The organism is Nostoc sp. (assembly GCF_036917095.1).
Lineage (GTDB): Bacteria > Cyanobacteriota > Cyanobacteriia > Cyanobacteriales > Nostocaceae > Nostoc.
This window is the reverse complement of sequence record NZ_JBALFH010000022.1, coordinates 112,188-125,523: the sequence shown is the minus strand read 5'-3', so window position 1 is coordinate 125,523 and position 13,336 is coordinate 112,188. Positions and strand designations below refer to the sequence as shown.

The 13,336-nt window shown below is 41.6% G+C and carries 12 protein-coding genes and 1 pseudogene; 5 read left to right on the top strand and 8 right to left on the bottom strand.

Features of this window, described 5'->3' with window-relative positions; translation table 11 throughout:
- Positions 1-70 precede the first annotated feature (70 nt).
- The 3 genes from V7L01_RS11595 to V7L01_RS11585 form a co-directional block, all read right to left on the bottom strand.
- On the bottom strand, positions 71-1,240 hold the full coding sequence (locus tag V7L01_RS11595; RefSeq protein WP_335034820.1) for a zinc-dependent alcohol dehydrogenase: 1,170 nt from the start codon (positions 1,238-1,240) through the stop codon (positions 71-73).
- 11 nt (positions 1,241-1,251) lie between these two features.
- Positions 1,252-1,761, bottom strand: coding sequence for an SRPBCC family protein (locus V7L01_RS11590; RefSeq protein WP_335034818.1), 510 nt, complete (start codon positions 1,759-1,761; stop codon positions 1,252-1,254).
- A 599-nt stretch (positions 1,762-2,360) separates the two neighbouring features.
- Entirely contained in the window at positions 2,361-3,506 is a 1,146-nt protein-coding gene (locus tag V7L01_RS11585; RefSeq protein WP_335034816.1) for an ISH3 family transposase, read from the bottom strand.
- Between the two features lie 101 nt (positions 3,507-3,607).
- Between V7L01_RS11585 and V7L01_RS11580 the strand changes: the two are divergent.
- Both V7L01_RS11580 and V7L01_RS11575 read left to right on the top strand, forming a co-directional pair.
- Positions 3,608-3,991, top strand: a pseudogene (locus V7L01_RS11580) (response regulator); the annotation flags it as partial.
- On the top strand, positions 3,957-5,840 hold the full coding sequence (locus V7L01_RS11575; RefSeq protein WP_335034815.1) for a hybrid sensor histidine kinase/response regulator: 1,884 nt from the start codon (positions 3,957-3,959) through the stop codon (positions 5,838-5,840). The pseudogene V7L01_RS11580 and the gene V7L01_RS11575, both read left to right, overlap by 35 nt.
- A 388-nt stretch (positions 5,841-6,228) precedes the next feature.
- Here the strand turns inward: V7L01_RS11575 and pyrR are convergent, their stop codons facing one another.
- The 3 genes from pyrR to V7L01_RS11560 all read right to left on the bottom strand — a co-directional run bounded on the left by pyrR (position 6,229) and on the right by V7L01_RS11560 (position 8,329).
- Positions 6,229-6,765: a bifunctional pyr operon transcriptional regulator/uracil phosphoribosyltransferase PyrR gene (pyrR, locus tag V7L01_RS11570; RefSeq protein ID WP_334878939.1), complete on the bottom strand. Its 537-nt coding sequence runs from the start codon at positions 6,763-6,765 to the stop codon at positions 6,229-6,231.
- Positions 6,766-6,873: 108 nt separating this feature from the next.
- Positions 6,874-7,845, bottom strand: coding sequence for an adenosylcobinamide-phosphate synthase CbiB (gene cbiB, locus V7L01_RS11565; protein WP_335034813.1), 972 nt, complete (start codon positions 7,843-7,845; stop codon positions 6,874-6,876).
- Positions 7,846-7,888: 43 nt separating this feature from the next.
- On the bottom strand, positions 7,889-8,329 hold the full coding sequence (locus tag V7L01_RS11560; protein ID WP_335034811.1) for an Rrf2 family transcriptional regulator: 441 nt from the start codon (positions 8,327-8,329) through the stop codon (positions 7,889-7,891).
- A 387-nt stretch (positions 8,330-8,716) separates the two neighbouring features.
- On the opposite strand from V7L01_RS11560, the gene V7L01_RS11555 reads away from it, so the two are divergent.
- A complete protein-coding gene (locus V7L01_RS11555; protein WP_335034809.1) occupies positions 8,717-9,130 on the top strand; it encodes an AbrB family transcriptional regulator in 414 nt (137 codons plus the stop codon).
- Positions 9,131-9,418: 288 nt separating this feature from the next.
- Here V7L01_RS11555 and V7L01_RS11550 read toward each other — a convergent pair whose 3' ends face one another.
- Entirely contained in the window at positions 9,419-11,323 is a 1,905-nt protein-coding gene (locus V7L01_RS11550) for a chloride channel protein (RefSeq protein ID WP_335034807.1), read from the bottom strand.
- A gap of 201 nt (positions 11,324-11,524) precedes the next feature.
- On the opposite strand from V7L01_RS11550, the gene V7L01_RS11545 reads away from it, so the two are divergent.
- Both V7L01_RS11545 and V7L01_RS11540 read left to right on the top strand, forming a co-directional pair.
- Positions 11,525-11,647, top strand: coding sequence for a hypothetical protein (locus tag V7L01_RS11545; protein WP_335034805.1), 123 nt, complete (start codon positions 11,525-11,527; stop codon positions 11,645-11,647).
- A gap of 168 nt (positions 11,648-11,815) precedes the next feature.
- The gene (locus V7L01_RS11540) at positions 11,816-12,202 is read left to right on the top strand and encodes a hypothetical protein (RefSeq protein WP_335034803.1); all 387 of its coding nucleotides are present in this window, start codon (positions 11,816-11,818) and stop codon (positions 12,200-12,202) included.
- A 409-nt stretch (positions 12,203-12,611) separates the two neighbouring features.
- Here V7L01_RS11540 and V7L01_RS11535 read toward each other — a convergent pair whose 3' ends face one another.
- Complete coding sequence (locus V7L01_RS11535; RefSeq protein ID WP_335034801.1) at positions 12,612-13,199, bottom strand: hypothetical protein; 588 nt, start codon at positions 13,197-13,199, stop codon at positions 12,612-12,614.
- Positions 13,200-13,336 lie beyond the last annotated feature (137 nt).

The window sequence follows — 13,336 nt, the reverse complement described above, 5'->3', positions numbered from 1 at the left end:
AGTTACTTGTCAGTTGTCAGTGGTTATTTTCCTTGTCTCCTCTGCTCCCCTGCTCTTGTGAGTCCCCAACTCAAGGCTGTAACCTAACTTTTATGCAGTGGTCTTTTCTTTGGTTGAACAGCTCGAAGCCTTGCTTGGCTTCTGTTAGGGGTAAGTGATGCGTGAACACAGCAGATGGATCGACTTCGCCCTTCAATACGCGATCCAGCAAGATAGGCATATACTTCTGACCGAACATCTGTCCCATTCTGAAGGTCATGGCTTTATTCATAGCAGCACCCATCGGTAGCTTGTCCACAAAGCCACCATAAACACCCATGATTGATAGAGTGCCACCTTTGCGACCAGCGAGCATCATTTGTCGCAGCACATGGGGGCGATCGGTTTCCAGGCGTACCGCCTGCTTGGCTTGGTCGTATACTCCTTCTAGACCCATGCCGTGAGCTTCTAGTCCCACTGCATCAATGCAAGCATCGGGGCCACGTCCTCCGGTCATTTCTTTGAGGGCTTCGCTGACATCAACTTCTTCGTAGTTAACAATATCCGCTTTGGCAAAGTCTCTAGCTAATTGCAGCCGTTCAGGAACTCGGTCGATGCCAATGACACGTTCTGCACCTAACAAATAAGCGCTACGCATGGCAAATTGTCCAACCGGGCCACAACCCCAAACTGCGACAATATCTCCGGGCTGAATATTACATAAATCTGCTCCCATGTAGCCCGTGGGAAAAGCGTCAGAAATCGGTAGCAGTTTTTCGTCAGGAATATCTTTGGGAACTTTGATTGCCCCATAATCAGCAAAGGGTAGGCGCACATAGTCAGCAAAAGCACCTGAATAGCCCCCAAAAGCATGGGAGTAGCCATAGATACCTGACGTGTTATAACCGTATACTTTCTCCTGTATCGAAGCTTTGGGATTGGAGTTATCGCACAACGACCACATCTGCTGTTGGCAATACCAGCATTGACCGCAACCGATCATCGAAGAGACAACGACGCGATCGCCTTTTTTCAATTTCTTGACTTCATTGCCAATATCAACGATTTCTCCCATAAACTCGTGACCAATAATGTCACCCGGTTCCATCGTCGGGATGTAGCCATTGTAGATATGCAAGTCAGAACCGCAGATGGTTGCTGATGTAACTTTGAGGATGGCATCGCGGGGGTTAATTATTTTTGGGTCTGGCACTGTTTCCACCCGCACATCGTTAGTGCCGTACCAACAAACAGCTTTCATAGCAATATTTATTAACCTCGCGGTTGACCTTCTGTTGTGGCAATCTCGCCTGCTTCCATCAGCATTCTGAAGTTGCGTAAATCTTCTTTAATTTGCAGTTCTGGGTCATCGCCAAATAATTTAGCGATGTCTGCGACGGGCTTCGCCAACGCAGCTCCAATCGCACCCCCAGGCGGGGTAAATTCTCGGATTGTTTTTACCTCAGTGCCACGATCCCCAGGTGCTGGCTTGAAGTGGACGCGACCAGAGGTTTCAATTGCTGCGCCTTCAACCGAAGTCCAGGCAATCAATTCGTTTTCTCGGTCTTCGGTAATGACTACATCCCACTCAACGCTTTCATTTAAGAATCCTTTGCTAATCCAGTGCGATCGCTTCTCGTCGTATAGCCTCACCTCTTTGAGATGCTTGATAAAGCGTGGCAAGTTATCAAAGTTACGCCAAAAGCGATAAAGTTCCTCTACTGGTTTGTTAATGGTTAAAGTCTTTTCAACTTTGACCTGTTGGTTCATGACTGTACTCATGACCATTACCTCTTGTGGTTGCTATATGTGTTTTAATTATCAAACTTGGGACAAATTGATTTGTCCTAACTCTTCTATTGCTTAGAGTTGTAGTTAAAAAAAAATTACTTATACTCTGTCAATAGTCTTAGTTTTTAAATAAATTGATACTTCAAAAGTAGTAATTGGCAGTTACAATATTTGTATACAAAAACACTTAGTTAATTTACAAAACAGTTGCGTTTTCAGAAGCAGAAATGGTGTTAACACAACGCTAGCGAGGCTTCTCCCTTGGCGTTAGCCTCTCCCTTTGGGAGAAGGGGAGACGCTAAGAGCGAACGAGCGTAACTGCTGTTAGCGCAGCGATCGCGTAGCGTCTCCCAAAAAGCAGAACAGCGCGAACGCATCTAAATATTGAATATTGAATGCTCAAGGTATGATTGTGAATTGTTGGAGGACACCGTACTCCCAACAGACTACAGTCAGTAAATCGCAAAGTTTTTTCCAAAAGAGCAATCGCCAACATTTTGTAACTTGAGATACATTTTCAGCGGAAATATCTTAACCCGTAGGCTGAGATGAATTACTTTTACTTATAATTAAGCAACTTTTAACGACTGCTAACCCGATGGAATATAAATACCTTTAACAGTTCCATATTTGCGCTCAACAACTTGACGTAGAAAAGCTAACATTTGCTTAAGACAGAAAAGGTTACGATAAATTAATCGCCTACCCTTCCGCTTTTGACTAATCTTAAACCAAAGAAGATAAACCCAAATATTGACTAACACAAAAGAAATACCAACGAATAATAACCTCAATACGGGCTTCTTATTATTTGTTCTGATTCGACATAGATTTTTTAATCTATAACTGCTTTCAATTCCAAATCTTTTTCGATAATCTTGATGAATGTAAGATAGGTTTATTTTCGACTTATAAACAACATAAGCAAAGTATTCGATACCATGTTGTTTTCTTGCCCCTTTTTTGTATTTGCAGATAATCCATAAACTAAAGGTAACATGATTATCTTTTTCTTCACCCATTGTGTAAGTAGTTTTATAACTACTTCTGCCTTTAAGAAATTGATTTACTCCACCCTTTTTTCCTCTTCTAATCGCTGGCATTCCAAAGGGAATATCCAAGGCTTGCAACCACCTGATTACAGCGATACTAAAAAAACCTCTATCCAAATACAGTGTTTTTATATTTACTTTAATAGCCTCAAGTTCAGCTAATAAGTAGGTGAGAATGGCAACATTTGTATCTAACCAACGGACTCCTCTAATCGCCAGTGTAATTCGTTTTCCCTTGGTTAATATATATAAAGTTGCATAGGCGTAAAAAGAACAAGTTCCTGACTTAGCCTGACTTCTATAAATATAAGGTTCTTCATCACTATCAGGCTTTCCATAGTAAGGAATTAAATTTAAATCAATGGCAATTTTATGATAGGCATTTTTAATCCGACGAGGAATTCTACTTTTGAGAGCTAGATTGATTTGATTTTCTAGCTGCTCAAAATTATTGATTTTATCTAAGTGATACCTGATATCGCTACCACATGGGCTACTATCTAAAATTTTTGTTGTATTCTCAATACTATCTCCACTACTTGCTGCTCTCACTAATATTTCAAATAGAGTTTTCTGATTGCAAACTCCTTGCGTCTCAATTGAAATATTCTCACTTAAACAATCTAGAACTTCGTCAAGGCTTTCTGAATCAGTTAGTGCAAGCTGTTTTGGTAAAGTCGTCAATGGTCATTATTCAGGTGGATGTACATTCTTGATAATTTCAGTTTTTGAACCTCTTTTATTAAATATAAGTTTTAATTATAAGCCAAGTATTATTTAGAACTAACCTCTACGGAGTGATTAATTGGCGATCGCCCTTTAGCAAAACTTTGCGATTTACTGACAGTAGTTCACCGCATCCAGGTTTGATTTTATTAGATTTGAATATGCCAAGAAAAAACGGTCTTGAGGCGCTCAAAGAGATAAAAACTGACCCACAACTGCGGCGAATTCCAATCGTAGTACTGTCAACATCACAAAGAGAATAAGATATATATAATACTTACGATTTGGGCGCAAACTCCTTCATCATTAAGCCAGTGAGTTTTGCCTCATTAGTTGAGATAGTTAAGACTTTAGGAAAATACTGGTTTGAAATTGTGAAACTGCCACTAGAAGCAGTGGGAGACAAACATGGACAACAGCCCTATCAAAGTTCTGTTCATTGATGATGACGAAGACGACTATATTTTGACTCGTTATTGGTTTAGTGAATTTCAGGTAGCAAACTGCGAGTTGGAATGGGTGAATAATTATGAAGCAGCAAGGAATGCGATCGCTCGCTACCAACATGACATTTATCTTGTAGACTACCGTTTGGGGCCCCACAATGGGCTAGAACTTTTGCGCGAAGCAATTGCCAACGGCTGTTGTTCTCCGATAATTTTGCTGACTGGTCAAGGCGACTGGGAAATAGATATCGAAGCAATCAAAGCCGGAGCCGCAGATTATCTCGAAAAAAGCCAGTTGACTGCACCTTTGTTAGAGCGTTCTATCCGCTATGCCATTGAGCGCAAACAAACAGAACAGAAAATCCGCGAACAAGCTGCTTTACTAGATGTTGCCACCGATGCAATTTTTGTGTGTGATTTAGACGATAAAATTTTATTTTGGAACAAAGCTGCCCAGAGGCTGTACGGTTTAAAAAAAGAAGAAGCAATCAATCAGAAGTCACGAGATATCTGGCATGAAAAAAAAGTGTCTCAAGTTCAAGAAGCACTTAGTATTATGATGAAACATGGCTCTTGGGAGGGCGAGTTACATCAAAAAACAAAATCAGGTAAAGAAATTATTGTTGAAAGTCGTTGGACACTGGTGCATGAATTCAGTAATAAAGCACAATCTATTCTCGTTGTTAACACTGACATCACACAAAAGAAACAACTGGAAGCGCAATTTCTCCGCACCCAGCGATTGGAAAGTATTGGCACCTTAGCCAGCGGTATCGCCCACGACCTAAATAACGTTCTTGCCCCGATTCTGATGACAGCCCAACTGTTAGAGACACAAGTCCATGATGAGCGTTCTCGGCGACTGTTGCAAATGTTAATCACAAACGCCAAACGTGGGGCAAATTTAGTTAAGCAAGTATTATCTTTTACTCGCGGAATTGAGGGCGATCGCACAATATTGCAGTTAAAGCATTTAATAAGAGAAATTCAGCAAATTATAAAACAAACTTTTCCTAAATCCATTGAAGTTTCCACTCAAATTCCGCAAAATCTTTGGACTATATCCGGCGATGCTACCCAACTGCATCAAGTACTGATGAATTTGTGTGTCAATGCTCGTGATGCGATGCCAAATGGGGGAATTTTGAAAATATCGGCGGAAAATATCTTAATTGATGAAAATTACGCCAAGATGCATATAGATGCGAAAGTTGGCCACCACATTGTTGTTACTGTGGCTGATGCGGGAATTGGTATTAAACCAGAAATATTAGATCGGATATTCGATCCATTTTTTAGTACTAAAGAACTCAGTAAAGGAACTGGTCTTGGTCTTTCTACAGTACTGGGCATTATTAAAAGCCACGGCGGTTTTATCAATGTACACAGCGAACAGGGAAAAGGCAGCGAATTTAAGGTGTATTTGCCAGCACAAGAGGCGACAGAAACTATAGAAGAACAAGAACAGGAATTACCTTCAGGACAAGGAGAATTAATTTTAGTTGTAGATGACGAAGCTGCGATTCGAGATGTAACAAAAACATCTCTAGAAAGCCATAACTACAAAGCAATCACAGCTAGTGATGGAATTGAAGCAATAGCCTTATATGCAGAACATCGAGATAAAATATCTCTTGTATTAACTGATATGCTCATGCCGTCTATGGATGGGATAACTACTATCCGCACCTTGCGAAAAATTAACCCAGATGTCAAAATTATTGCAGTCAGTGGACTAAGTTCGGCTGATAAAGTTAATACAGCTTATCAGATGGGTATCAAAGCCTTTTTATCCAAACCTTATACAGCTAGCCAATTATTGCAAACTATCAGCACAGTCATCTAATATCATGTCCGTTTAAAGACTTATCATTAAGACCGCAGAGGGGCAGAGGAGCAGAGGAGCAGAGGGGAGGGGTTTTTAGGCTTTCTGCATAGATTTGGGAATCATAATTAATTAGCCGGACATGATATAACTCATAACTCCCCTTTCTGGAGAGTTCCTGGCTGAGTATAGTAATAAATCTGCTCAAGCTGGTGCTAAAAGCATAACTTCTCCAGAAAATTTATGCAGGGATAGATGAAGAATAAATCAGCTTAACTGGAGATAATGAGCAATATCGCCAAGAAATATTTCCATATCGTTTGGGTTCTTTGCTTGGTTACTAGGTATTAAAAATCTGGCAACAACTCTGAACCCAAACCAAAAACACTATAGTTCTGCTTCCAAACGCCTAATGACTAATCAACTCCACTGCATCTCGTCCATCACAATTTTGTAAGTAAACTTTGACAACTTCTTCTTTAGCAGTAGGTAACTTTTTGCCAATAAAATCTGGGTGAATTGGTAATTCTCGATGGCCCCTGTCTACTAACACAGCTAAACGAATCACCTCCGGTCTACCGTAATCGTTGACTGCGTTTAAAGCAGCGCGAATCGTCCGTCCTTTGAAAATCACATCATCCACCAGTACAACGGTTTTCCCAGTCAGGTCAAAAGGAATTTCGCTTTTTGCTGGAGTCCGCAATCCAATTTTGTCAAGGTCATCTCGATAAAATGTAATGTCCAAAGCGCCGACTGATACGGCTACACCTTCAAGCGTCTCAATCTGACGCGCCAACAATTCGGCTAATAACGCACCCCTGGTATAAATACCAAGAAGCACCAGTTGAGACAAATCGCGCGTCCTTTCTACAATTTGAGAGGCAAGGCGAGTTAAGGTACGACGGATTTCTTCGGATGAGAGAATTTCAACGACTTTGGCAGACATAGCGAGTGATAAGTTAGGAGTGATGAGTTAAGAGTTAGGAGTTTTTATTCTTAACTCCTGTACAGACGCGATTAATCGGGTCTCTAATTCCTAACTTTATATTTATCATTACCTATTTGGGAGTATTAAGAATATTGCGATCGCTATCCCTAACCATAACAAAAAACAATATCGGGTCAGTTGCAAAGCATTCTGAATAGAAGTTGCAGTAATCGGATAAATAGCATCTCCTAGCAGTGGTTTGTACTTAGCTACCCCGCGATACCAATTTGTACCCCCCATCTGCACACCCAAAAAAGCAGCATAGGCGCACTCACTCCAGCCAGAATTGGGACTAGGATCGTTGATTGCATCCCGACGGCAAATTCGCCAAACATCTATCGGTTTACCCGATAACAGCGCCAGAGTCACGACTGTTAATCGACAAGGTAGCCAAGTCAAACAATCTTCTAACCGCGCACAGAACCATCCCAAATAAGTATAGGGTGCTTCTCGGTAGCCCACCATTGAATCAAGGGTACTGCTGGCTTTATATGCTAAAGCCAAGGGAGTTGGCCCCACAACTGGCACAAAGACACCAACAATTGCATAAAAAAGCGGAGCCATTACCCCATCTGTGGCATTTTCTGCAACCGTTTCTAGAACGGCTCGGGAAATTTCTGCTTGTGAGAGGTTTTGGGTATCTCGACCTACGTAATTACTTAAAATCTTTCGAGCCTCGCCCAAATCTCCTGCTGCTAAAGGTTCTAAAACAGCCACCGCTGCGGCTCGTAAACTTCTGCCAGCAAAACAACTAGCCAAAAGAATGCTATCTATTGCAATTCCCAACAACGGATGAACCAATTTGGCACTTTGAATAATCAAAAAGCCAACAAGGCCGCTACCAATTATAAGAATAATGCCTAGTACAATTCCAGCTAGGCGTTGTGTTAGAGAATTTTGACACAATTGGAGAGAAAATTTGCTCAGGCGAGAAATTACCCACCCCATAACTTGCACTGGATGAGGCCAATCCCAAGGATCGCCAATTAAGTAATCTAAAAGTGCAGCAATTATTAAGATATAAATGCTATCGATCATAAGTCGCGAGTCAAGGGTCAATATTTGGACTATTGACTCTTGACTAAACCACAAAACTAGCTTCTTCCCCAAGGGAAGCTTGCCAGCTACGAGCATCGTAATAAAGGTCTGCCAGAGTAATACTGTACAAAGCTTCTTTGAGTTTTTGGTTGAGTCTCTGCCATAGACTAAATGTTACCCAATCTTCAGCTTGTGCAGGTGTTGGGGTGTGATGGGGTAAATGACTAGTCTCGCCAACTGCTTCTAAAATTTGTCCTATAGATATTTGTGCAGGCTCTCTTGCCAATTGGTATCCGCCGATGCTACCACGAATTGATTTAACTATTGACGCACGACGCATTTCTATTAGTAGTTTTTCGAGATAAGGAGCTGGGATATCTTGGCGTTTAGCGATCGCTCTCACAGATACAGGGCCATATCTTGGCTGTAAACTCAAATCTAGCAACGCCTTCACACTGTAATGTCCTCTGGTAGTTAGTTTCATTTTGCCAAGCTTTGTTGTTTAGTCAATAGTGCAGAGTCCAAATATTGACCCTTGACCCTTGACTAGGGATCAGTTTTACTTATCATTTTGTGACTCAGTTATCATCAAAAGCCTCTAAACAACCTTTTGAGGGTTAGTTTAGAAAACTTAAAACAAGTATAGTCTAGCAGTAATTCACAAACTAGATATATAGTTATCAGTATTGCCAGCATTCTCTAAAATAGATTGTCTTAGCAATATTGTTAATCACATAACAATTGTGCCTATGAGTGTAATATACTTGGCTAGGTTGAGATAAAAACTAAAGGATTATGTTCCTATTAGCTCAACCTCAGCTAAAATAAAATCGATTCAAACACTTCAAACATTCGTTTTCGACCTAAGTTGATGCCTAAACAGAAAAAAATTGAACCCTTACTCGGTGAAGAACTGCTCAAAAAAGTCAAAGAGCTAGAGAGCGAGAGCAAAGAAGACAAGGCCAAAAAGTGCGGCTACTATACCGTTACCAAAAACGGCATAGAGCGCGTCAATATGATGAAGTTCTTAAATGCCCTAATTGATGCCGAAGGCATTCAGTTGGACAGTACACCCAGTGCTAATGGGCGTGGTGGACGCAGTGCTAGCTATAGAATTAGCGTGCAATCGAATGGGAACTTACTTATAGGTTCAGCTTATACAAAACAGATGAATCTTAAACCAGGAGATGAGTTTCTGATCACTTTAGGCAAAAAGCACATTCGTCTGAGACAGGTAGATCCAGAAGATCGGGAAGGTGATGAAGCCATAGAAGCCACAGCTTAATAATATAGTCAAGAGTCCAAAGTCAACAGATTTGAGATTTTGGATTAACCCCACTAATAAACAGATGGGGCTTGAAGTTTTTGAATTTTGGATTTGTGTCACCCACAAGGAGTGAAAGCGCCTAGCGTGTCGTAGACAAGACTTACTAACACTGCGCTATCGGCTTTTCTTCAATCTAAAATTGGCAGTCAAGAGTCATTAATCAAAAGTCCAAAATTTTTTGACCCTTGACTGGAGCAACGGAAACATCTCCGACTCCACTCTTGACTGGTGACTCTTGACCCTTGACTAATTATTAATAACTATATCTGTGGTGGGTAAGACTGGTAAATAGTGGCGAAGTGCCTTGCGCGTAACTGCTAAATTGCAGGTTAAGGCAATCTGCTCTTTTTCTAGTAAACCCAAAATGCGATCGGGTTTGTCTCGTGCTATGACTGGTAATTGATGCAAACCCCTAAGACTCATCCGGTCTAAAGCTTCAGATAATAGTTCATCTTGCCATGCATAAAGGATTTCAGTAGTACAAATGTCTATGAGGGTTTGGCTGGATAAATGATCTGGAATTTCAGTTAGCGAATTTGGGTAAGTTTGCCAAAGAGCAAGGGCACGGTTAATATCTTCCAGAGAAAGTATACCAACTAATTGCTCTGCTTCATCAATTACTAAAGCACTGCGGACGCGATCGCGTGTCATTTCTACAGCTGCATCTAACACTCCAAGAGTTGCAGGTAGCTTTTTTGGACAGGGGTACATAGCATCTTCTACCAAAATTTGCTGCACAATTTCCGCTTGTTCATCTTTCAACTCAGAAAGACCAATTTGTTGTAGGTTAGAGTTAGAGTTAAAAGTTGGTTTAATCCTTTCTACTAGCCAAACACTCAAACCCACAGCTGCCATCAACGGTAAAACAATGCGATAGTCGCGGGTTAATTCAAACAGCATTAAAATAGCCGTTAACGGCGCTCTAACGCTACCAGCAAGTACTGCTGCCATTCCTACCATTGCGTAAGCTGGGGGAGCCGCCATTTGATCGCAAATAGCCGGGAATGCCACAGCCAAAATCTTGGCGTAAGCCGAACCAAAAGAAGCACCTAAAAACATTGCTGGTGCAAACAAACCGCCGACGAAACCACTACCTGTACTAATTGCAGTCATTAGTAGCTTCACCACCAACAGCACCACCAACAGGTAGAGGGGAAATTCCACATCCTGAAGCATTGCTTCTACAGTTTCATAACCGACGCCCAGAATTTGCGGAAAGTGCAAAGCAACTGCGCCAATCATCACACCACCAATAATTGGATGAATCGGCTCAGGAATTCGTCCCAAAAAGTCAAAACCTGGAACCTTCCCAGCAAAGCAGGCTTTTGCTAAACGAATTGATTCAGTATAAGTGACAGAAACTAGGCTGGCCCCTAAACCCAAGCCAAGGTAAAGGGGTAATTCCAAGGGACTGCGAACTTGGTAAACAGGTAAATCAAAAGCAGGTTGTGCCCCCAAACCAATTTGGGCAATTAATGCTGCTACCACCGCCGCTAGCAGCACCACACTCACAGCAGAAGTAGCGAAAGATGTTGCTCCCATCACCACCTCTAAGGCAAAAAATACTCCAGCGATGGGAGCGTTAAATCCAGCAGCAAGTCCAGCCGCCGCGCCAGCGCCCAACAGCAAACGTTGCCGTTCTTGAGATACATTCAGGATCACAGACAACAACATCCCAAAATTTGCGCCAATTTCTACACTCGGCCCCTCTGGCCCCAAAGAAGCGCCGCTTCCCAAAGAAACAGATGCGGCCAGCATCTTGGTAACTGGTCGCAGTTGTTGCTTAATCTCTGTTCCTTGGGAGGCGGCAATGAGAGATGAAAGTCCAGGGCCAAAGTCTTGAGTGCGCCAGCGCATCAAACCAACGATTAATCCGCCAAGGGTGGGAACGCAGGCTAAAGTCCAAGCACCCCAAACGCCAATTTGACCCATTAAATTTTCCAGCATCAGCTGGTGAATCAACTGGATTAAATAGTGAAAGGTGACTACGCCCATACCAGTACCACCGCCAATGAGCATGGCTAAAAACAGGACAACGGTTTCTGGGGATGGTTGAAAACGATTAATTAAGTGAGCTAAACGAGCGGAAGGTGTAGGAAAGGCAGGTTGTTCCGTTACCTTCCTCAGTTGAGTGGGAGGCAAGAGAGTCATTGAGAGGCGGGGTAAATGTAAGAAAAAATTTAAATTTTTATCTGTTACTTCTCATTGTGAGCCATTATTTAGCAACCAGACAAGTAGACTTTATTTGCTTGATTTACAAAGCTTTAGCTAAAAATGTCATTGTGCAAAATTTTTGTGGTGAGAATGGTTAAATGGGAGACAATTGTTATTTGAGGGTTAAGGATACCTACGGTGGGCTACGCTTACGCTAGTGGGGTGCGAGTGAGCGCCAACGCTATTCTTTCTAGAGACAACAAGTTTTGTCGGCTGGGTGGACGCATCGGCAAACAAAAACTTGGAGTCATCCTTGCCTAAATCTAGCTATACTCGTGTTGCGACCATTGAGCCATCCTTGGTAGTAGTACAATGTATGTATGATTTATGGCTGATGTCAGACCATACTTGGAAGTCTGCTAAGTAGCGATCGGAATTCAATATAGCTATTGTTATAGAGCGAGTAAATGGACTAGGCGGACGAGGTAAATGAATATACACACCTTTGATAATCATTATGTTACTTGCCCAATTTGCCAAAGAAATGCTACGCCAAAACCAGTGAAAACGCGCATGGGCTTGTTTTGCTGTCCCTATTGCCAGGAAAGGCTAGTAGTTTGCCAAAGCGGTCATTATGTCCGCGATCCGTTTACTTGGAGACAATTGATGATGTCTTCGGCGTTACGTCGGCAAAGCCGACCTTTAGCTAGGATTATCAGAGATTTTGTCCTGCTGAAGCGTCCTATGGTAGCCTTGGCTGTAGGAAGTGCGATTTTCTTTGGTGCGATCGCCGTGACTCAAGAAAGGACAAACTACGATCGCCAAGGGTTTCCCCTAACAGAGAAAGTGAATAAACCAGAAAACAAAACTCAGTAAATGGATTATTTTGGTATAAATCAAATCTAACTTTGATTTTTGTAATATTATAACTAAATACTTTGTAAAACCGTGTCTTATTGCCCCAAATAGGACACGGTTTTACATTATGTACCCTTAAAGACCCATCCTGGTGTCTGAGAATTCAGGTCATGTGGAAAAATCCACAAAACACCTAACCTGATAACCCCTTCCCGACGCTCTAACGGAGAAAATTCAAAATCTCCTTCCTTATAGGAACCAATAACCTCAAGCAGCCTAACGACCAAACTGCGATCGTTAAAAGATTTAGAACAGGCGTTTGATGAGATGAAAGGGCCTAAAGTAATTAAGGTAGCGCTGACTCCTTAGTTCTTGCACCTTATCGATTAACCGAATTTTTATACAGCGGATTTTACTGCCTCATTGTCTATAGCTGCCAACATCGTGCAACAAGAATAAGACAACGATCTCCCATAAAAAGGTATGGTGCAAAACCACAATTTGAGTCATCATCATTTTCCATCTTGTAGAAGATAATTCCTTCTCCTAACCAAGATTGCACAGACTTGAGCCATATATTGAGTGCTTCCTCTTCTGACTCATCTGGACAGAATGTATCTTGCATCCAAATTGCAAAATCAAGCGGATCGAGCACCTCAGCCGCATTTTGCATATCTTCCTCAGTCCACCATTCAGGTAATTGGGAATAATGATAGTCATTTGGATAAAGATTTCGGCAAAGTGTCAATAAATCAATAATTTCGATTTCTGTAGTCTCTTCGTCGCAATCAAACAGTCTAAAGTCTTCAGGTTTTGTAAAAACTCGAATATCAACCACTCCGTGGTTCCAGGTTTTTCTGCCACCTAGCAGTAAATCTAGATAATTCTGCATTGCTGCATCAAAACCAAAGTTTGGAATTATGTATGTATCGCCAATTTGGATAGCCTCATTTGCATAAGATTTAGCAGCTTCACCATGCTGCTGAATTAGTTTTTTCAATTCTTCAGTACACATATCTACAACTTACATAAATTTTGCTTCAATTGTGTTAAAAGCTGATTCACAAAAGTTTCACCATCAATTCCTTCTCGCCTTTCAAGTGATGCTATGCCTTCATCAATTTTGGTGCGAGTTTCTTCAAGCGATCCTTG

Coding starts and splice junctions, on each gene's coding strand:
- V7L01_RS11575 (WP_335034815.1), top strand. CDS start 3,957: ATGGACAACAGCCCTATCAAAGTTCTGTTCATTGATGATGACGAAGAC.
- V7L01_RS11550 (WP_335034807.1), bottom strand. CDS start 11,323: ATGACTCTCTTGCCTCCCACTCAACTGAGGAAGGTAACGGAACAACCT.
- V7L01_RS11540 (WP_335034803.1), top strand. CDS start 11,816: ATGAATATACACACCTTTGATAATCATTATGTTACTTGCCCAATTTGC.
- V7L01_RS11555 (WP_335034809.1), top strand. CDS start 8,717: ATGCCTAAACAGAAAAAAATTGAACCCTTACTCGGTGAAGAACTGCTC.
- V7L01_RS11590 (WP_335034818.1), bottom strand. CDS start 1,761: ATGAGTACAGTCATGAACCAACAGGTCAAAGTTGAAAAGACTTTAACC.
- V7L01_RS11560 (WP_335034811.1), bottom strand. CDS start 8,329: ATGAAACTAACTACCAGAGGACATTACAGTGTGAAGGCGTTGCTAGAT.
- V7L01_RS11535 (WP_335034801.1), bottom strand. CDS start 13,199: ATGTGTACTGAAGAATTGAAAAAACTAATTCAGCAGCATGGTGAAGCT.
- pyrR (WP_334878939.1), bottom strand. CDS start 6,765: ATGTCTGCCAAAGTCGTTGAAATTCTCTCATCCGAAGAAATCCGTCGT.
- cbiB (WP_335034813.1), bottom strand. CDS start 7,845: ATGATCGATAGCATTTATATCTTAATAATTGCTGCACTTTTAGATTAC.
- V7L01_RS11595 (WP_335034820.1), bottom strand. CDS start 1,240: ATGAAAGCTGTTTGTTGGTACGGCACTAACGATGTGCGGGTGGAAACA.